This window comes from Micromonospora sp. WMMD998 (assembly GCF_029581235.1).
Lineage (GTDB): Bacteria > Actinomycetota > Actinomycetes > Mycobacteriales > Micromonosporaceae > Micromonospora.
The window spans coordinates 1,433,118-1,457,467 of sequence record NZ_CP120740.1 but is presented as its reverse complement, the minus strand read 5'-3'; the positions used below and the strand labels follow the sequence as shown (position 1 = coordinate 1,457,467).

At 73.8% G+C, this 24,350-nt stretch carries 27 protein-coding genes and 1 riboswitch; of the genes, 13 read left to right on the top strand and 14 right to left on the bottom strand.

Features of this window, described 5'->3' with window-relative positions:
* Positions 1–152: 152 nt before the first annotated feature.
* From O7619_RS06970 to O7619_RS06935, 8 genes are all read right to left on the bottom strand, one after another.
* The gene (locus O7619_RS06970) at positions 153–587 is read right to left on the bottom strand and encodes a hypothetical protein (RefSeq protein ID WP_282288708.1); all 435 of its coding nucleotides are present in this window, start codon (positions 585–587) and stop codon (positions 153–155) included.
* A 5-nt stretch (positions 588–592) separates the two neighbouring features.
* Complete coding sequence (locus tag O7619_RS06965; RefSeq protein ID WP_282286448.1) at positions 593–1,117, bottom strand: EndoU domain-containing protein; 525 nt, start codon at positions 1,115–1,117, stop codon at positions 593–595.
* A gap of 6 nt (positions 1,118–1,123) precedes the next feature.
* Positions 1,124–1,618: a hypothetical protein gene (locus tag O7619_RS06960; protein ID WP_282286446.1), complete on the bottom strand. Its 495-nt coding sequence runs from the start codon at positions 1,616–1,618 to the stop codon at positions 1,124–1,126.
* Positions 1,619–1,620: 2 nt separating this feature from the next.
* Complete coding sequence (locus O7619_RS06955; protein WP_282286444.1) at positions 1,621–1,944, bottom strand: hypothetical protein; 324 nt, start codon at positions 1,942–1,944, stop codon at positions 1,621–1,623.
* Positions 1,944–2,369: a YbaB/EbfC family nucleoid-associated protein gene (locus tag O7619_RS06950; RefSeq protein WP_282286442.1), complete on the bottom strand. Its 426-nt coding sequence runs from the start codon at positions 2,367–2,369 to the stop codon at positions 1,944–1,946. Before O7619_RS06950 ends, O7619_RS06955 begins: the two co-directional genes overlap by 1 nt.
* A 146-nt stretch (positions 2,370–2,515) precedes the next feature.
* On the bottom strand, positions 2,516–2,689 hold the full coding sequence (locus tag O7619_RS06945) for a CsbD family protein (protein WP_282286441.1): 174 nt from the start codon (positions 2,687–2,689) through the stop codon (positions 2,516–2,518).
* An 80-nt stretch (positions 2,690–2,769) separates the two neighbouring features.
* Positions 2,770–5,022 carry a heavy metal translocating P-type ATPase gene (locus O7619_RS06940; protein ID WP_282286439.1) on the bottom strand — a complete coding sequence of 751 codons (2,253 nt, stop codon included), beginning with the start codon at positions 5,020–5,022 and terminating at the stop codon, positions 2,770–2,772.
* A 35-nt stretch (positions 5,023–5,057) separates the two neighbouring features.
* On the bottom strand, positions 5,058–5,264 hold the full coding sequence (locus tag O7619_RS06935; protein ID WP_281585238.1) for a heavy-metal-associated domain-containing protein: 207 nt from the start codon (positions 5,262–5,264) through the stop codon (positions 5,058–5,060).
* 79 nt (positions 5,265–5,343) lie between these two features.
* On the opposite strand from O7619_RS06935, the gene O7619_RS06930 reads away from it, so the two are divergent.
* The 3 genes from O7619_RS06930 to O7619_RS06920 all read left to right on the top strand — a co-directional run bounded on the left by O7619_RS06930 (position 5,344) and on the right by O7619_RS06920 (position 8,264).
* Positions 5,344–5,643 (top strand): metal-sensitive transcriptional regulator, encoded by a 300-nt coding sequence (locus O7619_RS06930; RefSeq protein WP_282286437.1) that lies wholly within the window; start codon positions 5,344–5,346, stop codon positions 5,641–5,643.
* A 7-nt stretch (positions 5,644–5,650) separates the two neighbouring features.
* The gene (locus tag O7619_RS06925; protein ID WP_282286436.1) at positions 5,651–6,949 is read left to right on the top strand and encodes a YibE/F family protein; all 1,299 of its coding nucleotides are present in this window, start codon (positions 5,651–5,653) and stop codon (positions 6,947–6,949) included.
* A 154-nt stretch (positions 6,950–7,103) separates the two neighbouring features.
* A riboswitch (cyclic di-AMP (ydaO/yuaA leader) is annotated at positions 7,104–7,235 on the top strand.
* 3 nt (positions 7,236–7,238) lie between these two features.
* The gene (locus O7619_RS06920) at positions 7,239–8,264 is read left to right on the top strand and encodes a hypothetical protein (RefSeq protein ID WP_282286435.1); all 1,026 of its coding nucleotides are present in this window, start codon (positions 7,239–7,241) and stop codon (positions 8,262–8,264) included.
* A gap of 62 nt (positions 8,265–8,326) precedes the next feature.
* Here the strand turns inward: O7619_RS06920 and O7619_RS06915 are convergent, their stop codons facing one another.
* Complete coding sequence (locus O7619_RS06915) at positions 8,327–8,980, bottom strand: carbonic anhydrase (RefSeq protein ID WP_282286434.1); 654 nt, start codon at positions 8,978–8,980, stop codon at positions 8,327–8,329.
* A gap of 172 nt (positions 8,981–9,152) precedes the next feature.
* Between O7619_RS06915 and O7619_RS06910 the strand changes: the two genes are divergently transcribed.
* The gene (locus O7619_RS06910) at positions 9,153–9,494 is read left to right on the top strand and encodes a helix-turn-helix domain-containing protein (protein WP_282286432.1); all 342 of its coding nucleotides are present in this window, start codon (positions 9,153–9,155) and stop codon (positions 9,492–9,494) included.
* A 59-nt stretch (positions 9,495–9,553) separates the two neighbouring features.
* Positions 9,554–10,780 (top strand): type VII secretion-associated serine protease mycosin, encoded by a 1,227-nt coding sequence (mycP, locus tag O7619_RS06905; RefSeq protein WP_282286430.1) that lies wholly within the window; start codon positions 9,554–9,556, stop codon positions 10,778–10,780.
* A 92-nt stretch (positions 10,781–10,872) separates the two neighbouring features.
* Here mycP and O7619_RS06900 read toward each other — a convergent pair whose 3' ends face one another.
* The 3 genes from O7619_RS06900 to eccCa form a co-directional block, all read right to left on the bottom strand.
* A complete protein-coding gene (locus O7619_RS06900) occupies positions 10,873–11,154 on the bottom strand; it encodes a WXG100 family type VII secretion target (protein WP_091062555.1) in 282 nt (93 codons plus the stop codon).
* Between the two features lie 28 nt (positions 11,155–11,182).
* Positions 11,183–11,491, bottom strand: coding sequence for a WXG100 family type VII secretion target (locus tag O7619_RS06895; RefSeq protein WP_282286428.1), 309 nt, complete (start codon positions 11,489–11,491; stop codon positions 11,183–11,185).
* A 205-nt stretch (positions 11,492–11,696) separates the two neighbouring features.
* Entirely contained in the window at positions 11,697–15,662 is a 3,966-nt protein-coding gene (eccCa, locus tag O7619_RS06890) for a type VII secretion protein EccCa (protein WP_282286426.1), read from the bottom strand.
* Between the two features lie 156 nt (positions 15,663–15,818).
* Here eccCa and eccD point away from each other — a divergent pair, with 156 nt between their 5' ends.
* The gene (gene eccD / locus O7619_RS06885; protein WP_282286425.1) at positions 15,819–17,216 is read left to right on the top strand and encodes a type VII secretion integral membrane protein EccD; all 1,398 of its coding nucleotides are present in this window, start codon (positions 15,819–15,821) and stop codon (positions 17,214–17,216) included.
* On the opposite strand, the gene O7619_RS06880 is transcribed toward eccD, so the two are convergent.
* Complete coding sequence (locus O7619_RS06880; protein WP_282286423.1) at positions 17,200–18,366, bottom strand: type VII secretion protein EccE; 1,167 nt, start codon at positions 18,364–18,366, stop codon at positions 17,200–17,202. The genes eccD and O7619_RS06880 overlap by 17 nt on opposite strands.
* A 160-nt stretch (positions 18,367–18,526) precedes the next feature.
* On the opposite strand from O7619_RS06880, the gene eccB reads away from it, so the two are divergent.
* The 7 genes from eccB (at position 18,527) to O7619_RS06845 (ending at position 24,095) form a co-directional block, all read left to right on the top strand.
* Positions 18,527–19,996, top strand: a complete 1,470-nt coding sequence (gene eccB, locus O7619_RS06875) for a type VII secretion protein EccB (protein ID WP_282286422.1) — start codon at positions 18,527–18,529, stop codon at positions 19,994–19,996.
* A 111-nt stretch (positions 19,997–20,107) separates the two neighbouring features.
* Positions 20,108–20,479 carry a hypothetical protein gene (locus O7619_RS06870; protein WP_282286421.1) on the top strand — a complete coding sequence of 124 codons (372 nt, stop codon included), beginning with the start codon at positions 20,108–20,110 and terminating at the stop codon, positions 20,477–20,479.
* Entirely contained in the window at positions 20,472–21,743 is a 1,272-nt protein-coding gene (locus tag O7619_RS06865) for a WXG100 family type VII secretion target (protein WP_282286420.1), read from the top strand. The genes O7619_RS06870 and O7619_RS06865 overlap by 8 nt, the downstream gene beginning before the upstream one ends.
* Positions 21,744–21,910: 167 nt before the next feature.
* Complete coding sequence (locus tag O7619_RS06860; RefSeq protein WP_282286418.1) at positions 21,911–22,288, top strand: hypothetical protein; 378 nt, start codon at positions 21,911–21,913, stop codon at positions 22,286–22,288.
* A 140-nt stretch (positions 22,289–22,428) separates the two neighbouring features.
* Complete coding sequence (locus O7619_RS06855) at positions 22,429–23,253, top strand: hypothetical protein (RefSeq protein ID WP_282286417.1); 825 nt, start codon at positions 22,429–22,431, stop codon at positions 23,251–23,253.
* A gap of 40 nt (positions 23,254–23,293) precedes the next feature.
* Positions 23,294–23,638, top strand: coding sequence for a YkvA family protein (locus tag O7619_RS06850; protein WP_282286415.1), 345 nt, complete (start codon positions 23,294–23,296; stop codon positions 23,636–23,638).
* Positions 23,639–23,681: 43 nt separating this feature from the next.
* Positions 23,682–24,095 (top strand): TIGR03618 family F420-dependent PPOX class oxidoreductase, encoded by a 414-nt coding sequence (locus O7619_RS06845; protein WP_282286414.1) that lies wholly within the window; start codon positions 23,682–23,684, stop codon positions 24,093–24,095.
* A gap of 70 nt (positions 24,096–24,165) precedes the next feature.
* Here the strand turns inward: O7619_RS06845 and O7619_RS06840 are convergent, their stop codons facing one another.
* Positions 24,166–24,348: an antitoxin gene (locus O7619_RS06840; RefSeq protein ID WP_282286413.1), complete on the bottom strand. Its 183-nt coding sequence runs from the start codon at positions 24,346–24,348 to the stop codon at positions 24,166–24,168.
* Positions 24,349–24,350: the final 2 nt, after the last annotated feature.

The window sequence follows — 24,350 nt, the reverse complement described above, 5'->3', positions numbered from 1 at the left end:
GTTGCCGGAGCGACATCAGGTGCACCCAAAGAAGTGGATCACATCCACCGCGTGCCCACCACCAAGCCGCCGCAAGATCCACACCACCTCGGCGAGGTGGTGCTTTCACCGCGCCGGGATGCCACCACCTCGCCGACCTGGTGCCGGCAAGGTCAGAACAACCGCCCCCGGTCGGGGTGCGGGCGGCCCCACTTCTCCTCCCAGCGCAGGAGCGCCGCCTCCCAGTGCGCGAGGTCCGGACGGAACTCTCGGACCAGGTTCGGGTTGCCGGGGCTGTTGCGAAGAAACGCCCAGTATTGCTCCAGCGCGTCCCGGAATTCAGCCAGCGAGTAACTGCCCTGCTCGCTGTCGACCCACTGATTGCTGATGGAGACGCCCTCGGGTTCGAAGGTCACCTCGTAGTTCTCGCTGCTCCACTCTTCGAACGGCGGCCGGCCCTGCGACACGTCGCTCAACATGGCCAGCGCGTCGAGGCAGACCAGGGCATGAGTGGAGATGTCGGTGGTGAGCCACGAGCCCAGCGCGTCGAGACGCTTGTCCTCCGCCTGGAAGACCGGCAGTCCGAACTGGTCGTAGGCGAATCGCATGGAACTCACGGATGGCCACCTCCTGTTGCCGGTAGGACAGGCCAACCGTGGGTGAACCCGCCGGACGAATTGTAAAAGCCTTCGATCGTCACGCCTTTGTAGGTCCCTCGCCACTTGTTCGGACCGGTCTGCACGGCGTTCTGGAACGCACCGGGAACGGCGTTGTCCACCTGCGCCGGCGTCCAATGGTCCGGGAAGAAGGTGCTGAGGCCCCCGTTACCCGCTTTCGCCTTCCACCTGCCGTTCGGTGGGTCGAGCGTGGGGTCGAAGAATTCAGGCTCCGCGCTGTAGACGCCGGTACGGGAGTCCCGCTCGATCGTGCCCGGCTTGACCCGCCGGCCGGGGAAGTCCTGGCCGCCGGGCCGGTAGTGGTAGCCCGACCCCTTGGGCATGCCCGGTTTGACGTGCCCGCCGAACACGTGCTCGGTGAAGTGCGGGTTCATCCGGCCGGGTCGGTTCCGGGTCTTGGTGCGCTTCAGAAAACGCAGCGCGGCTCGCATCAGCCTGCCGCCGGTCTTGCCCCCGCTCATATCAGCTCACCCGTCGAGGAGTTTCCAGAGGACTTCCTGGACGAGGTTGCCGATGATCGTGCGGGTCAACTGCTGGAAGACCGGGATCTCCAGCAGCGAGGCGCCGAACGTGACCGCCGCGGTGGCGATGGCCTGGGCGATCTCGATGGCCAGGAGGACCAGTTGCACGATGACGGCGACCTTGAGGGCGAGCACGATCGCCGCGCAGATGATCAGGCCGGTGCCGGTGAGCACCGCGGCCGTCACCCCGTCGCGCAGGCTGTCGGCGGGGCTGTCCAGCCGGTTCCACCAGGTCTGGAACGCGGTGATGTCCTGGCCGGTGTGCTGGGTCCAGACCGCCGCCGCTCCGGTGTTCGCCTCGGCGACCACGCCGGAGAGCGTGCCGGAGAACCGGATCCAGGCGTTGCCCATCTCGAAGAGCTTGACCTCGTCCGCCTCCGGCCAGGTGTAGCCCAGGACGCCGAGCAGCGACCGCAGCTCGCCGGGCAGCTCCAAGCCCACCGTCAGCGCCCCAGTGACCGGCGCAGACCGTCGAAGCCCTGCGTGATCGTGGCTTCGATCTCGGCGTAACGCGCGGCCATGTCACCGAGGTCGACGCCGGCCGCGGCGATCTCGTCGAGCGCGGTGTCGAAGCATTCGAACGCGAACGCGGAGACCTCGTCGTGCGCGGCCCCGATCAGCGAGCCGATGTCGTCGGAGCCCCAGGGGCGGCCGAACCCGGCCAGCTCGGCCCGGAACGCGGCGAGCGCCTGACCGAACCGGGTCGCCGCGCCGCCCAGCGCCAGCCCGGAGGCGCCCAGCGCGTCCGGGTCGACCTCGACCGACATCAGCGACCGTCCCGCTGGGAGAGCCGGTCCTGCGCCTCGACGAGCGCATCGGTGAAGGCGTTGAACTGGCGGCCGGCGTCCTCCTGGATCCGCCGCAGTTGCTCGCCCAGTGAGCCCAGGTCGACCTGGTCGGGCACGGCCGCGGTGGCCTGTCCCTGGAGGTGGGTGAGGGCGGCGTTGACCGCCGCCTCGATCTCCCCGGCGAGGGTTTCGCTCGGCATGCGCATGACCCGTGGATCCAGGGTTACGGCGGTGAGCCGGCCGGGCAGGCCGGCGGTGACCCGGATCAGACCGTCGGCGGCCTCACCGACGCCTTCCGGCGGCACGGGTGGCTCACCGGCGTCCGCGGTGTTGTGCCGCTGCAACGCGGCCATGGTCTCGGACAGCACCCGGCCGAGGCCGGACGGGTCGGCGGGTTGGGCCATCGCGCAGCTCCTGGCGGAATCGAGGTCGCCTGCATCCTATGCAGCGAACGCGAACCGCGGTGGCCCTGGGTGAACGACTGTGGACGGTCCACGCAGCACGCCGGGCCGGCATGACTGCCGGCCCGGCGGGATGTGCTTCGCGTACGTCAGCTCTTGAAGGCGTCCTTGATCTTCTCGCCGGCCTGCTTGAGCTTGGCGCCGGCCTGGTCGTTGCGGCCCTCGGCCTCGAGGCGCTCGTCGTCGGTGACCCGACCGACGCCCTCCTTGACCTTGCCGGCGGTGTCCTGGGACGTGTTGTCGATCTTGTCGTCGAGACCCATGCGAACCTCCAACTCAGCAGTTGCTTGACGACAACTGGTTACCCCACCGGTCCCCGGTCCAACCATGCCGGCGAGACGGGTCACCCGATCGGCCGGAATCGTCGTAGGCGCAGGCTGTTCGCCACCACGAAGACGGACGAGAAGGCCATCGCCGCACCTGCCAGCATCGGGTTGAGCAGCCCGGCGGCGGCCAGCGGCAGCGCGGCCACGTTGTAGGCGAACGCCCAGAACAGGTTGCCCTTGATGATCGACAGGGTGCGCCGGGAGAGCCGGATGGCGTCCGCCGCGGCCCGCAGGTCGCCCCGGACGAGGGTCAGGTCGGCGGCCTCGATCGCCACGTCGGTGCCGGTGCCCATGGCCAGGCCGAGGTCGGCCCGGGCCAGCGCGGCGGCGTCGTTGACCCCGTCGCCGACCATGGCCACCACCCGGCCCTCGCGCTGGAGCCGCTCGACCACCGCCACCTTGTCGGCGGGCAGCACCTCAGCGATCACCTCGTCGATGCCCACCTCGGCGGCCACCGCGCCGGCCACGGTGGCGTTGTCGCCGGTGAGCAGCACCGGGGTGAGCCCCAGGCCGCGCAGCCGGTCGACCGCCGCCCGGCTGGTCGGTTTCACCGCGTCGGCCACCGCGAGCACCCCGCGGGCCCGCCCGTCCCAGCCGGCCAGGACCGCCGTGCGGCCGGCGGCCTCCGCGCCGGTCGCGGCCCGCGACACCTCATCGGGTACGTCGAGACCGCGCTCCCGCAGCAGTCGGGCCCGCCCGACCACCACGCTCCGTCCGTCGACCGTGCCGGTCACCCCGAGCCCTTCGACACTGGCGAAGTCGACCGCGAACGACGATCCGGCCTGGGCCGCCGCCTCGGCGACCGCCCGGGCGATCGGGTGCTCGGAGGCCGTCTCCAGCGCGCCGGCCAGCCGGAGCAGTTCGTCGGCGTCCTCGCCGGTCGCGGGCAGCACCTCGGCCAGCGCCATCCGGCCGGTGGTGACGGTGCCGGTCTTGTCCAGCACCACGGTGTCGACCCGTCGGGTGGACTCCAGCACCTCCGGTCCCTTGATCAGCACGCCGAGCTGCGCGCCGCGCCCGGTGCCGACCAGCAGCGCGGTCGGGGTGGCCAGGCCGAGCGCGCACGGGCAGGCGATGATCAGGACGGCCACGGCGGCGGTGAACGCGGCGGTCGGCCCGGCGCCGGTGGCGAGCCACCAGCCGAGCGTGCCGGCGGCCAGGGCGATCACGATCGGCACGAAGACCCCGGAGATCCGGTCGGCGAGCCGCTGCACCGCGGCCTTGCCGGACTGGGCCTGCTCCACCAGCCGTGCCATCTGGGCGAGCTGGGTGTCCCCGCCGATCCGGGTGGCCCGGACGACGAGCCGGCCGCCCGCGTTGACCGTGGCGCCGACCACCACGTCGCCGGGGCCCACCTCGACCGGCACCGACTCGCCGGTGAGCATGCTGGCGTCGACCGCCGAGGTGCCCTCCTCGACCACGCCGTCGGTGGCGATCTTCTCCCCGGGGCGCACCACGAACCGGTCGCCGATCACGAGCTGGTCGACCGGGATCCGCACCTCCTGCCCGCCGCGCCGCACCGCCACGTCCTTGGCGCCCAGTTCGAGCAGGGCGCGCAGGGCGGAGCCGGCGGTGCGCTTGGCGCGGGCCTCGAAGTAGCGCCCGGCCAGGATGAAGACGGTGACGCCGGCGGCGGCCTCCAGATAGATGTTGCCGGCCCCGTCGCCCCGGGTGATGTCGAACCGGAACGGGTGGGTCATCCCGGGCATCCCGGCGTCGCCGAGGAAGAGCGCCCAGAGCGACCAGCCGAACGCGGCGAGCGTGCCGAGCGAGACCAGGGTGTCCATGGTCGCCGCGCCGTGCCGCAGGTTGACGAGCGCGGCCCGGTGGAACGGCAGCCCACCCCAGACCACCACCGGCGCGGCAAGCGTGAGCGAGAGCCACTGCCAGTAGTCGAACTGCCAGGCCGGGACCATGGCCAGCACGATCACCGGCAGGGTCAGCACGGCGGAGACCCACAACCGGGTACGCGGGCCGCGCAGCTCGTCCGCCGGCTCACCGGCCACGGTCTCGCGGGCCGGCGCGGGCGGCGGCGGCACCACGGCCGTGTAGCCGGTCTTCTCCACGGTCGCGATCAGGTCGGCCGGGGCGACCTCGTCGGCGTACCGGACGGTGGCCTTCTCGGTGGCGTAGTTCACCGTGGCCTCGACGCCGTCCATCCGGTTGAGCTTCTTCTCGATCCGGGCTGCGCAGGACGCGCAGGTCATCCCGCCGATGGCGAGTTCGATCAGATTCGGCGCGGTGGGCAGCGCCTTTCCCGTGGTGTTCATCGGTGCCTCCTGGGTTGCGCGGGTCCGTGGACCCGTCACGCCCCGGCGAGGTCGTAGCCGGCCTCGTCCACGGCGGCGCGTACGGCGTCCGCGTCAAGCGGGCTCTGACTGGTGACGGTGACCCGGCCGGTGGCCAGGTCGACCTGGACGTCGGTGACGCCCGGCAGCGCGGTCAACTCGGCGCTCACCGCGTTGACGCAGTGGCCGCAGGTCATGCCGTTCACCTGGTAGGTGGTGTCCATCTCGCCCTCCGATCTGATACCCCCTAGGGGTACACGCCGAACGTTAGCATACCCCCGAGGGGTACGCTATCCTCGGCGCATGACCACGCCGTCCACCCCGACCCGGGGCTACACCGCCAGCAAGGACCAGCTCCTCGCCCGGCTCCGTCGCGTCGAGGGCCAGGTCCGGGGGGTCGAGAAGATGGTCGAGGACGATCGCTACTGCATCGACGTGCTGACCCAGATCTCGGCCGTCCAGGCCGCGCTGGACAAGGTCGCCCTGGGCCTGCTCGACGGCCACGCCCGGCACTGCATGCACGAGGGCGCCGCCGAGGGCCGGGCCGACGAGATGGCGACCGAGATGATGGCCGCCGTGGGCCGCCTCATGAAGCGCGGCTGACCGGCCCGTGGGCGCCGACCACAGCCGCACCGCACCCGCGCCGCCGCGCGTACGCCGAATCCTCGTCGCGACCGTGGTGCCGCTGTTCGTGCTCACCGTGATCGCGGCGCTGGCGCTGTGGCCCCGGCACGGACCGGAACCGACGGCGGGCGCGACCGTGCCGCGCCACCACGGCACGGTGACCCGGGTGGTGACGGAGCCCTGCCCACCGACCCCGGAGGAGCCGACGGGCGCCGCCGGGCGGTGCGGCACCGTGACCGTCGCCGCGGAGCAGGGCCCGGACGCCGGCCGGCAGGTCGAGACGCCGATCCCCGACGGGCCGGGCGCACCCCGGGTCGAGGTCGGCGACGAGGTGATCCTGGTCGAGCTGACCGACCCGGCCGATCCGGCGGCCAAGAGCTACCACATCGCCGAGCACCAGCGCGGCACGCCGCTGATCTGGTTGGTGGCGCTCTTCGCCGCCGCGATCGTGGCGTTCGGCAGGTGGCGCGGGCTGGCCGCGCTGGGCGGCCTGGTCGCGAGCTTCGCCATCCTGCTCGGCTTCGTGCTGCCCGGGATCGGCGCCGGCCGGTCCCCGCTGCCGGTGGCGATCGTCGGCGCCGCCCTGATCATGTTCGTGGTGCTCTACCTGACCCACGGGATCAGCGCGCAGACGTCGGTGGCCGTGCTCGGCACGCTCGGCAGCCTGGTGGTCACCGGGGCGCTCGGCACGCTCGCCACGGCCGCCACCCACCTGACCGGCTTCGGCAGCGAGGACGCCACCACGCTGTCGATGTTCCAGGGCGACGTCGACCTGCACGGACTGCTGCTGGCCGGCATCATCATCGGCTCACTCGGCGTGCTCGACGACGTCACGGTCACCCAGGCGGCCACCGTCACCGAGCTGGCGCACGCCAACCCGGGGCTGTCCCGGCGGGCGCTCTACCGGGCGGCCACCCGGGTCGGCCGGGCGCACATCGCGTCCACGGTCAACACCATCGTGCTGGCGTACGCGGGCGCCTCGCTGCCGCTGCTGCTCCTGCTGGTCGCCGACTCGCGCCCGGTGGGCGAGATCCTCACCAGTGAGTTCCTGGCCCAGGAGATCGTCCGCAGCGCGGTGGCCACCATCGGCCTGATCGCCGCCGTACCGCTGACCACCGCGCTCGCCGCGGTCGTCACCACCGCCGGGCGGCGCGGGCCGGACGACGGACCGGCGCCGCCCGCGTCGCGGTCGCCGCGGGAGCGGGACGACGCGCTGGAGGCGCTCGGCGGGGCGTCCGCCGAGCGGTGGCCCGGGGACCCGAGGAGCACGCAGGCCGCATGGTGACACTCCGCAGCGTGACGGCCGGAATCAAACGCGATGCTGGTCACGCTGGGCAATGTCGAATTCTCGCGATTGGTCGGCTTCCGGACGTAGATCCCCGGTCGGGCTGTCGGGTAACCTCGCTGCCGGTCACCGCCGAAGGCACTCACCGGTGCCTGCGGTGCCGCCGCCCAATCGCCTCCGGGCGAGCCGGGGAACCAGGTACATGGGGTGAATCCGCGCGAGCGGTAGGGGCCACTTCCGTCCCGAACCCGTCAGCTAACCCGGTCGGCGGCCGACGGAAGGGAACACTGTGACGGCACCCCTGCGCCACTGGCTCACACCCGTGGTGGCCGTGCTCGCCTCGTGCGCCGTGCTGGCCGGGCCGACCCCGGCGACAGCCGCCCCGCACGCCGCCGCGCCCAACCCCTCGGGCCACGCGGAGGACGACGACCCGCCGCTCATCACCGAGGCGATCGACTCCGCCAACCGGGCGTACCTCCAGGCCAAGACGAAGCTGACCACCTCGCAGAAGCGCCAGAAGCTGCTGGCCGCCGAGGTGAGCGCGGCGGAGGCCGAGTTGGAGGCGCTCAGCCCGCAGGTCAACCAGATCGCGGCACAGTCCTATCGAACCGGTCGGATGGGCGCGATGGCGATGCTGCTGGAGAGCGACTCACCCGACTCGTTCGTCCGGCGGGCCAACGCCCTGGACGAACTCAACCTCTTCAACGCGCAGCGGCTCACCGCCATCAACGCCGCCAAGAACCGCGCCGAACAGGCCAAACTGGCCATCGACGCCGAGGTGCGCGAGCAGGAGAAGCAGGCGAACGCGATGGCCCGGGAGCGGGCCGAGGCGCAGAAGGCGCTGAAGCTCGTCGGCGGGCTGGGCTTCACCGGTGGTCTGGTCTCGGCCACGTCGAAGGTCGCCAGGGTCGGCCCCGGCCGCACCGCCGACGGCGGGTGGAAGTCGGAGTCGTGCAGCGAGAACGACCCGACCACCTCCGGCTGCGTCACGCCGCGCACGCTGCACGCCTACAAGGAGGTCAAGCGGGCCGGCTTCAACCGTTTCGTCGGCTGCTACCGCCCGGGCGGGCCGTGGGAGCACCCCAAGGGCAAGGCCTGCGACTGGTCGTTGCAGAAGAGCGGCTTCTCGCCGTGGCACAACAACGACACCCGCAGGTACGGCAACGAGGTGGCCGCGTTCCTCATCCGCAACGCCGACCGGCTGGGCATCTACTACGTGATCTGGAACCGGCAGATCTGGTTCCCGGCGACCGGCTGGAGTGCCTACAGCGGGCCGTCCAACCACACCGACCACGTGCACATGTCGCTGCTCTGACGCCACACCGACGCACGAGAAGGGGCCGCCCGCGGGCGGCCCCTTCCGGCTGTCCGGTGCGGTCAGCCGGCGAGCGCCGGATCCGCCGGCGCGGCCGGTGCGGGCAGCGGGGCCGGGGACTGCGCCACCGTCCGCACCTCGCCGCCGCTGAGCCGGTAGGACATGCCGACCACCGCGCACGCCCCGCCGGCCACCCGCTCGGCGAGGACAGTCGATCGGGCCAGCAGGTTCTCCACGGTCTGCGCGATGTGGACGTCGATGATGCCGTCGAGGTCCTCGACCTCCTGCCGGGCCGCCCGGAGCAGGCTGGGTGAGACGGCGTCCACCACCGCGCCGAGGTGCCCGGTCGGGGCGGCACCGGTGCGGACCGCCTCCCGGGCCGCCTGGACCGCGCCGCACGAGTCGTGCCCGAGCACCACCACGAGCGGCGTGCCGAGCACGGTGACCGCGTACTCCACGCTGCCGAGCACCTCGGGACCGGCGGTGTGCCCGGCGGTGCGTACCACGAAGAGGTCGCCGAGACCGCGGTCAAAGATGATCTCGGCGGCGAGTCGGGAGTCGGAGCAGCCGACGATCACCGCGAACGGGTGCTGGCCGTCGGCGACCGCGGCCCGCCGCCCGGCGTCCTGGTTCGGATGCTGGGGCGCACCGGTGACGAACCGGTGGTTACCGGCCCGCAGCTCGGCGATCGCCTCGTCAGGAGTGGTCAGGCTCATTGCTGCTCACCTCGTGCTCGCACGGAACGACCGGGCCGGCCGGCGGTGTCGGCCTCGCGACCCACCGTCACACGCCGCCGGAAGGCACGTCAAGATTTCGTGATACGTGTTTCATACGTTGCCGCTCCGGCCCGCACCACGGCCGAAGCGCCGGAGCCGGGAAGGCCATACGATGACCACCATGGCGACCACACCAGGCGAGGACGGGAGCCGCCGGAACTGGACCTTCCTCACCAACCACGGGCACGTGTTGCTGGTCATCGCGCGCAACCCCACCGCGCGACTGCGGGACGTGGCCGCCGAGGTGGGCGTCACCGAGCGGGCGGCCCAGGCCATCGTCGCCGACCTGGAGGCCGGCGGTTACCTCCGCCGCACCCGGGTGGGCCGGCGCAACGAATACACGATCAACCCGAGTGGTCGGTTCCGGCACCCGGCCGAAGCCGACCAGCAGGTGGGCGCGCTGCTCGACCTCTTCGTCGCCGAGCCGGTCGGGGACGCCACCACCGAGCGGTGACCGCCTCTGGCCGCATGCCGGTGCCCGCGCACGCCCGGCCGCGACGGTAATCTCACCGCGTGCGCGACAGCTTGCGGCCCGGCGGCCCACCCGCCCGGCACCGGACGAGGTCCGTCCTTTCCGGAGCGGCGGTGGCGGCGCTGCTCGGCGGCGCGCTCGCGGTGCCCGCGCCCGCCGTGGCGGCCCCGAAGTGCGGGCCCACCGGCGGCCCGGCCCCCAGCGAGGCGCCGTGGGCGCTGAGCCGGCTCGATCCGGCGGCGGCCTGGCGGGTCGGCAAGGGGCAGGGCGTCACGGTCGCGGTCATCGACTCCGGCGTCTCGCCGAGCCACCCGTTGCTACGCGGCCGGGTGCTGCCCGGCGAGGACTTCAACCAGTTGGTCCACCTGCGCGGGCAGTGCGACCTGGTCGGCCACGGCACCATGGTGGCCGGCATCATCGCCGGCCGCGAGGGCAGCGGATCGCCGTACACCGGCATCGCGCCGGAGGCCCGCATCCTGCCGCTGCGGGTCCTGGCGGAGAACAAGGAGAACTTCGACCCCGACGTGCCGGGCGAGATCGGGCGGGCGATCGGCTGGGCGGTCGACCACGACGCCGACGTGATCAACCTGTCCCTGGTCACGCTCGACGACCCGGCACTGAGGTCGGCGGTCGACCGGGCGCTCCGCAAGGGCGTGGTGATCGTGGCCTCCGCCGGCAACCGGCAGGAGAACCGGGAGGACCGGCCGGCCTACCCGGCGGCGTACCCGGGGGTCATCGCGGTCGCCGGGATCGACGAGCAGGGCGGTCACGTCGGCAGCTCGGTCAGCGCGGACTACGTGGACATCGCCGGTCCCGGTCTGAACATCGTCGGCCCCGCCCCGCAGGGGTCCGGCTACCGGGCCGAACCGCAGGGCGGGACGAGCTTCGCCACCGCGTACGTCTCCGGCGCCGCCGCGCTGGTGCGCGCCGCGCACCCGGACATCAGCCCGGAAGAGGTCGCCTACCGGCTCACCCGCACCGCCGACAACCCACCCGACGGGCACAACGCCCAGGTCGGCTACGGGATGGTCAACCCCTACCGGGCGGTGACCAGCCTGCTGGGCACCCGTGACGACGCGCCGCTGGGCGCGATGCCGCCGCCCGCGCCGCACGCCGACCCGCTGGCCTGGCAACGCACCGTGGCGATCTGGGTCGCGGTCGTCGGCGCGCTGCTCGCCGGCGTCCTGCTGACGCTGCGACCGATCCTGGTCCACGGCCGGCGGCGCGGCTGGCGTCCCGGCCGGCGGGACCTGCCGCGGGACGCCTGACCGGGCAGTCGCCGCCGCCCGCCCCTCTTGGCGAAGCACAGCGGCTCCGCCCGGCACGAGCCGGAGCGGAGCCGCGACGGACCGGTCGAGGGTCAGTTGCCCCAGACCTTGGAGTTGCTCATCTCCGTGGTCATGTAGTTTTCCCGGGCGATGCCCACCGCGCCGCCGATCTCGTTGAGGACCTTGTTGATGTCCCGCACGGCGGCGTCCCACTGGGCCTGGTGCTGCTGGTAGGCGACCCGGTCCTGGCCCTCCCACTCGAGCTTGGTCAGCATGGCCCGCAGCGTGTCCAGCTTCTCGTCGATGGTCCGCGAGATGGCCTGCATCTGCTGGTTGCTGCTTTCGAGGACAGCGTAGTCAACCTTGATGCTCATCGATTCCTCCTCTGCCTGTCTTCGCGGATCACGGGTTGAGCGCGGCGTGGAACTTGTCCAGCATCTGCTGCTGCTCTTCGTCGTTGACCTGGTGGGTCGTGCCGGACTTGTCAAGCAGGTCCGCGATGTTGTCCATCGCCGTGAGCAGCTTGCTCGTGTCCTCGGTCCAGCGGGTCATCAGGCTCTGGAAGCCCGTGGACGCCTGCCCCTTCCAGGCCATGGCCAGGTCGTCGACCACGTTCCACAGCTTCTTGAGCTCACCGTCGACATCGCTGCGCGTGGACCGCACGTCACTCGCGGCGGTGTGCAGAGAGGCTGCACTGACCTCGAACGCCATGCTTCACACCCTTCCGTCATCTTGTGGCGGCGGTTCGCCGCGCCCTCCCCCGCGGCAAGGCGAACACACCCCACCGACGGACACTTCATCCGAACCGTAGCGGACGACATCCAACCTGCGCAGCCCTGCCGTCCCATCGTGGAAAACCGACAGGCCAGGACCGACAAGGCGATCCGGTGCGGACCGTACGGGATGGACGGTGCGCTCAGGCCGGCTCCGTCCAGGCGGTCTGGATGAGCTGCTGGCCGTCGCGGCGACGCACCAGGGTGCCCCGGCCGGGCGGCTGCGGGCTGGGCCGCAGGTTGCCGAAGACCGCGCCCTCCTCCCGGCTGCCGGACATCAGCAGACCCGGCGAGTCCAGCTCACGCAGGCGTTGCAGCACCGGCTCGTAGAGCGCCCGCGCCACCCCACCCACCCGGCGGGTGATGATCAGGTGCAGGCCGATGTCCCGCGCCTGCGGCAGCAGCTCGTGCAGCGCGCTGAGCGGATTGGCGCCGCCGGAGGCGACCAGGTCGTAGTCGTCCACCAGGATGTACAGCTCCGGCCCCGTCCACCAGCTCCGGTCGCGGAGCTGCGCGGTGGTCACGTCCGGGCCGGGCAGCCGGTTCTGCAACGCGCTGCGGATCGAGCCGAGGCCCTGGCTGAACACCTGGTTCGACGGCGCGTAGTCGAGCAGGTGATCACCCTCGACCGCGCCCAGCAGCCCGCGCCGGTAGTCGGCGATGACCAGCCGCGCCTGCGCCGGGGTGTATCGCTCGGCGATGCCCCGGGCGATCAGCCGCATCAGGTTGGTCTTGCCGCACTCGGCGTCGCCGAAGACGGTCAGGTGTGGCTCGCCGGCCAGGTCCAGGTAGACTGGCGCCAACGCCGCCTCGTTCACGCCGATCGGGATGCCCGGGGCGGCCCGGTCCACCACCGTGGCCAGCTCATCGGCCGTGAGCCGGCGCGGCAGCAGCCGGACCTTCGGCGCCGGCGCGCCCGGCCAGTTCGCCGCCACGTGCCCGGCCAGCGCGACCGACGCCTCGGTCAGGTCCTCGATGTCCCGCTTGCCGTCGATCCGCGACACCGCGGTCAGGAAGTGCAGCTTGTCGCGGGTCAGGCCCCGGCCGGGCGCGCCCACCGGCACGTTCTGCGCGGCCCGCCTGTCGATCTCCGACTCGGACGGGTCACCGAGCCGCAGCTCCAGCTTGGTGCCGAGCAGGTCCCGCATGTTGATCCGGATCTCCGCCCAGCGCACCGCCGTGATCACCACGTGCACGCCGAAACCCAGGCCCCGGTTGGCCAGGTTGGTGATGGTCTGCTCCAGCTCCTCGTACTCCTGGCGCAGCGTGTTCCACCCGTCCACCACGAGGAAGACGTCGCCGAACGGGTCGTCGGCGAACTCTCCGGCCGCCCGCCGACGCCGGTAACCGGCCACCGAGTCGATGCCGTGCTGGGTGAACCGGGTCTCCCGCTCGTCGATCACCGCGACCACCTCGGCCACCGTCCGCCGGACCGCCTCGACGTCCCGCCGGCCGGCGACCCCGGAGGTGTGCGGCAGCCCGTCCAGGCTGCGCAGCGCGCCGCCACCGAAGTCGAGGCAGAAGAACTGCACCTCGCGGGGTGTGTGGGTGAGCGCCAGCGCGGCCAGCATCGACCGCAGCATCGTGCTCTTGCCGCTCAGCGACGCGCCCACGATCACCACGTTGCCGCCCGCCCCGGCGAGGTCGACCATCATCGGGTCCCGGCGCTGCTCGTACGGCCGGTCCACGATGCCCACCGGCACCGCCAGCCGGCCCCGGCCCGGCCAGTCGGCCGTGGTCAGGCCGAACGTCGGGTGCACGCTCAGCGTCGGCAACAGCTCGGCCAGCCCGGACGGCTCGGCCAGCGGCGGCAGCCACACCTGGTGCGCCGGCCGGCCCCGGCCCTTGAGCCGGTCGATCAGCACGTCCAGCATGGCCACCGTCTTGCCGTCACCGCCCTGCTCCGGCTCCGTCGCGGCCTCCGCCGTGGCCGGGACCGCCGGCGCCGGCACGTAGTCGACGCCGTACGGGACGATCCGGCGCTGCACCTGTGCCCGGGTGGAACGCTGCACCTGCCCCGGCGCCCGGTAGGGGCCGGAGACGTAGGCGGCGCGGAACCGCAGCATGGTGGCCGTGTCGGTCTTCAGGTAACCGTGGCCCGGCGCGCTCGGCAGCTCGTACGCGTCCGGCACGCCGAGCACGATCCGGCTCTCCACCGCCGAGAAGGTCCGCAGGCCGATCCGGTAGGACAGGTGGGTGTCCAGGCCCCGCAGCTTCCCCTCCTCCAGGCGCTGCGAGGCGAGGAGCAGGTGCACGCCGAGCGACCGGCCGAGCCGGCCGATCATCACGAACAGGTCGATGAAGTCCGGCTTGGCGGCCAGCAACTCGGAGAACTCGTCGCAGATGACGAGCAGGCTCGGCATCGGCTCCAGCGGCTCGCCGGCCGCCCGCGCCTTCTCGTAGTCGTAGCGGGAGACGTAGTTGCCGGCCGCCCGCAGCACCTCCTGCCGGCGGTTCATCTCCCCGGCCAGCGCGTCGCGCATGCGGTCGACGAGCGGCAGTTCGTCCGACAGGTTGGTGATCACCGCGCTGGTGTGCGGCAGCGCGTCGAGCGACGCGAACGTCGCGCCGCCCTTGAAGTCGACCAGGACGAAGTTGAGTTCCTCCGAGGAGTGCGTCACGGCAAGCGCACCGACCACCGTACGCAGCAGTTCGCTCTTGCCGGAGCCGGTCGCGCCGATGACCAGGCCGTGCGGTCCCATGCCCTCGTGCGCGGACTCCTTGAAGTCCAGCTCGACCACGTTGCCGTCCGGTCCCAGGCCGAGCGGGATGCGCAGCCGGTCCCGGTGGCTGCGCGGACGCCAGGTCTGCCGGGTGTCCACGGTGGCCGCGTCACCGACCCCGAGCAGGTCGGGCAGCTCCATGCTGCGGGCCAGCGGCTCGTCGGTGCCGGCGCCCTGCTGCTGGGAGAGCCGGAACGGCGCGACCTGCCGGGCCAGCCCCTCCGCCGCGGTCAGGGTCAGCCGGTCCGGCCGGCCGAGCCGGGACGTGGTGGCGCCGCGCACCAGGTCGAGCCCGGTGCCGTCGCCGGTGTCCAGGCAGAGCAGCCAGCGCCCGGCGTCCCGCGGCACCGCGCCGGACAGGTCGAACACGGTCGTGCCGAGCAGACCCGGCCCGGTCAGCGCGCAGGTCGCCGCGACCTCGCCGCCGTCGAGCACGACCACCACGTGACCGGCGGTGGTGAGCGGCTTCGCCTCGGGCGTGAAACGGGGTCGGCCGCCCAACTCGCCGGCGAGCGCCGACTCCGCCTCGCGGAGGCTGGCGAAGACCATCCGGCGCGCGCCCGCCGCGTCCGTCCGACCCGGGTGCTGGGCGTGCGGCAGCCACTTGACCCAGTCCCAGGCCGGCTGCCGGTCCGGTGCGGCCACCACGACCACCAGCAGGTCCTCCGGGGCGTGGAAGGTGACCAACTGGCCCAGCGCGGCCCGGGTCAGGTCGAGCACCGGCTCCCGGTCGCCGCGCAGCGCGATCCGGCTGAACGCGCGCAGCGACAGCGCGGTGGGCAGGTCGGGCACGCTGGAGTGGGCCCGGACGAAGCGGCGCAGCGCGATGGCGCTCATCGGCTCCAGGTCCTCCACCGGCTTGGTCTCCGGCGGCACGATCTCCACCGCCAGCCGCTGCGGGCCCAGCGCGATCCGCACCTCGCCGAAGTCGTCCTCGGTGACCCGCCGTTCCCACAGCCGGCGCGAGGCGGCGATCGACCAGAGCGCGTCCGGCTCCGGGTGCCGCCAGGTCATCGCGGCGCGCTGCTGCTCGGCCGCCCGCCGGGTGCGCTTGCGCATCTGCGCCAGGTAGCGCATGTAGTCACGCCGCTGGGCGTTCAGCTCCGCCTTGTCGTTGCCGCCGTTGCCGAGCGTGCCGAGCGCCATGCCCAACATGGACACCCCGAACAGCCCACCGGCCACGTACGTCATCATCCCGCCGCCCCGGCCGGCGTAGAGGAAGGCCATCGCGCCGACGCCGCAGAGCATCGGCAGGATCATCAGCACCTGCCCCATGCCCTTGGCCTGCGGCTCCGGCAGCTCGGGCGGGGACTCCAGCAGCACCTCGCCGCGCGGCAGGGCCGGCCCCGGCTGACGCGGAAGTCGGCGGAACACCACCGTACTCACGGCTCTCCCCTCCCCAGAAGGTCTGCCACCGCCGGTGCGCGCGTCGGGTGGGCGACCTGTGCGCCGCCATCGTAGGTAATCTCCCGGAGGCGTCGTGGACCCGTGGGTACGGCGTCGGCGGCCGGGTGGATCGTAGGCGAGCACGAGGAGGCCACTGTGGCGACGAAGACGGCGACCGGTGGGCTGAGCCGGATCACCATCGTGGCGCCGCGTACCCGGATGGACCTGGCGATGCCGTCCGACGTGCCGCTTGCCGACCTGCTGCCCACGCTGCTGCGCTATGCCGGCGAGGATCTCGCCGACGAGGGCGTGCGGCACGGCGGCTGGAGCCTGTCCCGGCTCGGCGGGCAGCCGCTCGACGGCGGGCGCACGGCCGCGCAGCTCGGCGTCCGCGACGGCGAGGTGCTCTACTTCAACCCCCGCGCCGCCACCGCCCCCGAGATCGTCTTCGACGACGTGGTGGACGCGGTCGCGACGTCCACCACCCAACGGGCCGGCGCCTGGCAGGTCGGCACCACCCGGGCGTACGCGGTGCTCCTCGCCTCCTCGGCGCTGGCCGGCGGCGCGGTCGCGGCGCTGTTCACCGGTCCGCCGCAGTTGCCCGGGGCGGTGGCCGCCCTGGTGGTCGCGGTCGCGCTGCTGGCCGGTGCCGCGGTGCTGTCCCGCGCGGCCGGCGACAGCCGCACCGGGGCGGTGCTGGCCCTGGTCGGGGTCGGCTACGCGGGGGTCGGCGGTCTGCTGGTGCTCGCCGGCGACCGCCCGCTCGGCGACCTGGCCAGCCCGCACGTGCTGCTCGCCGGCACCGCCGTGGTGCTCTTCGGCGCGATCGCCGCGCTCGCGGTCGGGGACCGGTTGCCGCTCTTTCTCGGCGCCGTCGGCGTGGGCGCGGCGGTCGGCTTCGGCGCGGTGCTCAGCCTGGCCTTCGGCATCGACGCGGCGGCTGCGGCGGCGGTGGTGGCGACCGTGGCGTTCGGCGCGTTGCCGGCGCTGCCGATGCTCGCCTACCGGCTGGCCCGGCTGCCGGTGCCGTCCATCCCGACCGGCCCGGAGGACCTGAAGACCGACACCGAGTCGGTGGACGGGCCGGCGGTGCTGCGCAACAGCGAACGCGCCGACGCCTACCTGACCGGTCTGCTGTGGACCGTCTCGCTGCTGGTGCTCGGCGGCGAGGTGGTGCTCGCCGCCGACGGCCGGCTCCCGGCGGTCCTGCTCTGCCTGGTGCTGGCCCTGCTGTCGCTGCTGCGGGCCCGCCCGTTCCTCGGCCGGGGCCAGCGCGCCCCGGTGCTGCTCGCCGGCACCCTCGGCCTCGGGCTGGTCGCCGCGGCGGTCTTCGGCGCCGGTTCGCTGCCGGTCCGGCTCGGGCTGATCCTGGGCGGGCTGGCCGTGGTGGCGGTGATCAGCCTGGTCTACGGGCTCACCGTGGCCGGCAAGCGGATCTCCCCGGTCTGGGGTCGCACCCTGGACATCGTCGAGATCCTGCTGATCATCGCCCTGGTGCCGCTGGCCGTCTGGGTCTGCGGCATGTACGGCTGGATCGTCAACCTTCGACCGTGACGGTGCCCATCGCGGTGCCGACCGGCGCGGTGGCGTAGACGCCCGGACCGTGCTGGCCGTCCAGCGGGCGGGCCGGCACGCCGGCCCGCCGCGCCATCTCCCGGACGACCTTCACCAGGGCGTCGGCGTGCCCGTCCATCGCCGCGACCCGCAGCAGCGGAGGCACCCGCCGGCCGCCGGGGAGCACCACCGCCGCGACCGTGTGCGAGGGGGCGGAGGTGGAGGTGACCGCGTCGACGAGCGCGCCGAGCGAGCCGTGGGGACGCACCCGCAGCGCCAGGCACCGCTGGGTCCAGCCGCCGCCGCGCACGCTGGTCCAGGTCTCGACCGGTGCCTCCGGCGCCAGGTCCAGCCCGGCCCCGGAGACCACCGCGGCGTGCAGCTCGTCCCGGCCGAGCACCCGGTGGCCGAGGCCGGCGGCATTGAGCGCCTTGCCCAGCCGGCCGACCCCGGCGGCCACCGTCCGGTGCACGCCGCGCAGGCCACCGCCGCGGGTCACCGTCTCGGTGCGGGCGTCGCCCACGGACAGGCGCAGCGCCACCCACACGGTGCGGTGCGCCGCGGGCGGCGCGCCGGGCGCCGGATACCAGACGAGCGTGTGCGAGACCACCTGCGTCTGGGTGACCGGCCCGGCGAAGTCGGCGAGCACCGCGAGCGCCCGGTCCACGACGGTCGCCTCGATCGACCCGGCGGGCGCGCCGGGCCGGCCGGTCAGCACCACCGCGGCGAACCAGCCACGGTCGTCCTGGCCGATGCCGAGCCGGGTGCCACGCTCGGTCAGCTCCACCACGGTCAGCTCCGGCGCGAGCGCGGCCAGCCTCGGGTCACCGCCGGGCAGCGCACCCCGGGCCCGGCCCCGGCGGCGACGCAGCCGGCGGCGGAGCATCAGGTCCTCGTACCACCAGCGCCCGCCGCGCCTGGCGAACGCCGCCACCACGGCCAGCAGCGCCAGCACCACGACGGCGGCGAGCAACCAGGCCGGGCCGGCGGTGGCGAACCAGACGGCGAGCGCGGCGCACTCCGCCACCACGAGCTGACCCACGACGACCGGGCCGAGCCGCCCCCGCCGGCGCTTGTCCACCGGCGTGACCGGCTGGTCCGCCGCCGGGGCGGTGGCCGTACGACCGGGTGGCGCCTGGAGCTGCGTCATCGGTGAGCGTCCCTTCTGGACCTGCCGGGCATCCCCCGGTGGGGTGTGTCGTCGGTGGCGGACGGGGTCCGGCGCACCCCCGACGGCCCCTTATCGTAGGGAAGCCCGCGGCGCTGTTCGGACCTGATCGTCGCGGACCCACCCCGGCCGGAGGTTAGTCATGCGGACCCGCCGCGATCAGGTGCAGGCGTACCGCTTCGTCACCCGCCGCATCGTCTCCGCGTTGCTCGCCGGTGACCCGGAGACCAACGACCTGCCGATGCGCCGGCTCGGCATGGCGGTGTTCGGCAGCGTGATCGCCGCGGCCGTGGTGCTCGGTGGCGTGGGCGCGTACGGGCAGCTCACGAGCAACTCCGCGCCGCTCGAGGCGAACACGGTGGTGATCGAGCGGGAGACCGGGGCCACCTACTGGTTCGGCGACGACCAGGTGCTGCACCCGACGCTCAACTACGCCTCGGCCCGGCTGGTGGTCGACGACGCCTCGGCCGAGGTGCGCACCGTGTCGCAGGCGTCCATCAGGGACCGGCCGCGTGGCCGGATGGTCGGCATCGTGGGCGCGCCGGACGACCTGCCGGACCGCGGATCGCTCGTCGGCCTGCCCTGGTCGGTCTGCGACGTGCCGGACCCGAACGACCCGCGGCGCTCGACCACCCGGCTGCTGGTCGACCGGCCGCTGCCCGGCGGCACGCCGCTCACCGACCGGGCGGTGCTGGTCCGCACGAGCGAGGCCCGTTACCTGCTGACCGGCGGTTCCCGGCTGCGCGTGGCCGGTGACGAGCAGGCGCTCGTCGCGTTGCGGATGGCCGGCGCGACGAACCTCACCGTCGGCCAGCAGTTGCTCAACGCGGTGCCGGTGGGCCCGGTGCTGCGCAAGCCCACGATCGACTCCGACGGCGAGCCGAGCGGGCTGACCGTGGCCGACCGGCCGGCCCGGATCGGCCAGGTCTACCAGGCCGCCGGCCAGTTCTACGTGCTCACCCGGCAGGGCCTGGCGGCGGTCGGCGAGATCACCGCGCGGCTGCTGCTCGGCGGCGGCGGGACGATCACCGACATCACGCCGGACGAGGCGGGCCGGCTCCTCACCGACCAGCGGCTGGAGCCCGAGGGGTTGCCGGCCCGGATGCCCACGCTGCACGACGTCCGGGCCGGGCGCGCCGTGCTCTGCGCCACCTACCGGTCCGGCGCGGCCGGTCGACCGCCGGCCACCACGCTCGAGGTGTTCGACGCCCCGCCGGCCGAGCTGACCGCCTCGACCGCGGTGCCGGCGCGACAGGGCGACCGGGACGCGGTGCGCACCGCCGAGAGCGTGCTGCTACCCGGCGGCAAGGGCGTGCTGGTGCAGGCCACGGCCGGGGAGAGCGGCAGGCCGGCGGCCGGCGCGACGGTCTATCTGATCACCGCGCAGGGGGTCCGCTACCCGCTCGGCACCGACAGCGGCGACGCGAAGAGCGCGCTCGGCTACGGCGACGTGACCCCGGTGGCGGTGCCCGCCTCGTTGCTGGCGCTGGTGCCGACCGGGCCGACCCTCGCCCGCGCGGACGCCCTGGCCTACTTCGACGCGGCGGCGGCGCCGCAGAGCACCGCGGCCCCCTCGCCCGGGGGCGGGGCCGCCCAGGTCGAGGGTGGTTGACCGACCGGTACGTCCGGTGTGGAGGCGGCCGGTCACGGGTCGCCCGCGATGGCGCGCTTCGACTAGCCTGAGCATGGCCGACGGGCCATCGACGACAACGGGGATTGAGCCATGACCGGGCGCACGACAGTGGACGTACTGTCCTTGGAGGACTTCCACAGGCGGCTTGAGCGGCGTCTGCACCAGGCGGAGTCGGTGTTGCGCAAGCTCAACACCGAGATGCAGTGCCGCCCGCCGGCCCTCGGCACGTTCACCGACGCGACGGACAACTCCCGGCGCTACGCGGAGACCCACCAGAGCTACGTCGACCACGTGGACCGCCTGCGCCGGGCGATCCTGGCCGCCCGCGAGGCGACGCACTCGATCATGACGAACTACAAGACCGCCGAGGCCCGTAACGCCGCCGCCGCGGCCGACATCGCCGCCGCCCTCTCCGGGCTGGACGAGGCGATGAAGCAGCCGAAGGAGGATCGGGGTGTCTGAATACACCAGGCGCTACGAGCACGTCAGTCACGAGGAGCTCTACCAGGGCGTCAACGCCGGTGACCCGAAGCAGATCGAAGGGCTGAGCGCCCAGTGGACCGCCCTCAAGGGCACGCTCGACGACCTCAGCCGTGACCTGGGCGCCGACCTGGACGCGCTGGCGAAGACCTGGACCGGTGACGCCGCCCGCGAGTTCCAGCGCCGGCTGACCATGGTCAGCGGCTACTCGGGCAACCTGGCCGAGGGCATGACGGGCATCCGGCAGGCACTGGACATGATGGCCGGCGACCTGCGCACGGCCCAGACCACGGCGGAGAGCCCGGAGAAGACCGACGACAACGACAAGCTGCTCTCCGGCGCCGGCAAGGGTTTCCTGCTCGGCGGTGCCCCGGGCGCGCTGATCGGCGGCATCATCGGTCACCAGCAGGACGAGGCCGAGCAGGAGAAGGCGCACCAGCGGATGGTGCAGGTCGTGGCGAAGCTGGCCGAGGGCTACGACTTCTCCGCGTACGGCCGGATCGTCGTGCCGGAGCCGCCGCCCACCGAGTTGCCCGGCCACCACGACCGCGACGATCCGACGCTGCGCGACGGCCCGTCGGTGAAGACGCCGGCGTCCGGTCCGAGTCTGGGCAGCTTCGGTCCGGGGGCGAACGGCAGCGCGACCACGTCGGGCGTGCACCACACGGCTCCGACCAGCGGCATGCCGGGCGACGGCGCTCCGGGCGGCGGCACCCCGGGCAGCCACACCGGCGCGGGCGCGCCGGGTTCGGTCACGACCGGCGGCACGGTCGACCCGACCGGCACCTCCCTCGCCGGTGCCGGCCCGCTGGCCGGCGTCACCGGTGGCCCGACGGTCGGCGGCACCCCGGGCTTCGGGCCCGGCGCCGGCAACCCGACCGTGACGACCGGCGGCGGGCTCTTCGGCGGCCCCGGCGTGCTCAGCACCGGCTCGCTCGCCGGCACCGGCCCCACCGCGGCGTCCGCCGGCCGGCTCGCCGGCACGCCCGGCGTGGACAGCCGGTCGGCCACCGGGACCGGGCGGCTCACCTCCGGCCGCGGCCTGACGGTCGAGTCGGAGAGCAGGTCGACCGGCCGCACCAACGCCACCGGGCGGCCCGCGATGGCCGGGCGCAACGGGGTGCTGGGCGCGCGGGGCGGTCACGACGACGACGAGACCGACGGCCGGCTGACCTGGCTCACCGAGGACGACATGGTCTGGGGCGACGGCAACGCCGCCCCGCCGCCGGTGCTCGACGGCAACTGACCCCGGCACGACACCACGACACGACACCACGGCGCGGCGACCCGGACCAGGCGTCGCGCCGTTCGTCGCGCGGAGAGGCGACCGTCCACAGCGAGCCGTGGGGTGGCTCACGCAACCGGCAAGATCGTCGAGCTGCGCGATCGGCCGCTGACCGATAGGTTGATGTGGTGCTGCCCGTAGCGTTCGCCTCGTCCACCTGGACGGCGATGCTGCGTCGGATCGCCCGCACGGCCGCGACCACCCTGGCGTTGATCGCCGGCCTCCAGGGCGTCGCCGCCACACCGGCCGACGCCGGTGCCCCGACGGCACGTCCCGCCGCCGTCACGGTGACCGACGCCCGTGCGGCGTCGACCGTCGACGCCGCCCACGGGGCCACGGTGGTTGCCGAAGCCGCGCCGTGGGCCGTCACCCACCCGGCCACCGGCCCGTCCGTCGCCGGCCCGACCGATGTCGCGGTCGCCGCGCCGGTCACCGCCGCCGACGTTCCGGCCGCCGCCGACCCGGGCCGGGCGGCCATCGCCCGCCGCGGGCCTCCGCGCGCCTGACGGGCCACCTTTCCGGTACGCCCCGGCGCGGCCCCACCCGGCCGCCCGCCCCGCGCATCCCGCCGCGCCCTGCCGCGCACACCGCCCGTCGTCCGGGCCCAGTCGTTGTTCGACACTCGTTCCACCATGAGGTGCCGTAGATGCAGACCGTTCTCTCCACCGTCCTGCCGGACGTTCCCGCCGCCGCCGTGATCTGGCTGGCCCTGCTCGCCCTGGCGGCGGTCGTGGTCGCCGCGCTCGTCGTCCGCCCGACCCGGTTCCGCTCGGTGTTCGGCGAACGGATCAGCGAGGCCGCCCGGCCGAGCAGCATCGACCTGGCCGAGCGGACCCGCGAGCAGGACCGGGAACGCAGCCGGTACGCGGACGAGGTCGCCGTGGCCGCGTCCCGCGCGGCGGTGACCGCCGAGCGCAGCCGCGCCGAGTGGCTGGCCGCGCAGGACGAGGCCGAAGCGGCCTGGCTGGCGTGCGAAGCGGCCGAGGAGGACGTCCGCCGGCTGGCCGCCGCCGCGGCGCTGCCGCTGCCCCGGACCGCCCGGACCCCGGCCGAGTACGCGGACCGGGAGCGCTGGCTGCACCGGGCGGCGCTCGACGCCCAGTGGCGCAAGGAGATCAGCGTGCGGCAGCTCAGCGACATCCTCGGCGGGCGCGGCTGGGACCCGAGCCGGCACCCGGTGGAGCAGGAACTGCTGCTGCGCCGGCTGGTGCGGGACAACCTCCAGGCCCGGCAGCACGCCGCCGCGGAGCGGGAGCAGGCCGCGTGGCGGGCCGCCGAGACGGCTGCGGCGGCGGCTCGGAGCCTGCGCGAGGAGGCGTTCGCGGCGCTGCACCCGGCCGTCGAGCCGCAGGCGGCGCTCTCCATCGTGGGCTTCACCGGCCCGGAGAGCACCCGGGAGCTGCCCGTCGGGGAGATCACCCGCGAGTTGGCTCCGGTGGCCCGGGGCCGGGCCGCCGTGGCGGCGTACTGATCGTCGGGCGGTGCTGGCCCGGCTCGGTTAGCGTGGTGCCGTGTCCCGTGAAGCCTGGTTTCTCGTCGCGCTCGGTGCCGTCGTCGCGGCGGCCACGCTTGTCGGGGCGGTGCTGCTCGCGATCCGAGTGGTCCGCACCCGCCGCATGTTGGGTGCGCTCGGCGCCGGCGGCAAGGTCGCGTTCTACGGCGCGCTGATCTACACGATCCTGCCGGTGGACCTGCTGCCCGACCCGATCTATCTGGACGACATGGGTGTGCTTGCCGGCGCGTTGTTCTATCTGGGCCGGCTGGCCGCCAAGCACCGGGCGGCGCAGCGCGTCACCCGGGACGCCCCGGCACCGACCCTGCCCGCCGCCCCGCCGGGTGGCGTGCCGCGTCGATGACCGGTCATCAGCTCGACAACCACGCGACGAGCGAGGAGACGGCATGCCCGGCGATCACCGGCTGGACCCGCACGACGGGCGGGTCGCCCGCTTCTTCGCCGACCGGCACCTGGCCACGCTCACCACGTTGCGCGCGGACGGCACTCCGCACGTCGTACCGGTGGGGGTGACCTTCGACCCGGACGCCCGGCTGGCGCGGGTGATCACGTCGGGCGGTTCGGCGAAGGCCCGGCACGTGGCCGCCGCCGGGCCGGCGGGCACGCCGGTCGCCGTCTGCCAGGTCGACGGCCGCTGGTGGCTGACCGTGGAGGGCCGGGCGGTGGTACGCCGCGACCCGGAGTCGGTGGCCGAGGCCGAGCGGCGGTACGCCGAGCGTTACCGCATCCCGCGTCCGAATCCCGAGCGGGTGGTCCTGGAGATCACCGTGAGCCGTCTGCTCGGCAGCCTGCCCGACTGAGGGGGTTCCGCGCCGGACACCACGGATCCCGGGCACCCCGTTTCGGGGCGGCCCGGGACCCGTCGGGTGGTCAGCGCGCGGTGTCGCCCCGGCCGGTGTGCTGCTGCGCCATGTCGACGCCCTTGTCGACCTGCTTGTCGTACTTGCCGCCGGTGCGCTGGTCCACCGCGTCGCCGGCCTTGTCGAGGCCCTTGTCGATCTGCTCGTCATGCTTGTCGACGAAGTCCTTCGCCTTGTCCATGAAGTTGCTCATCT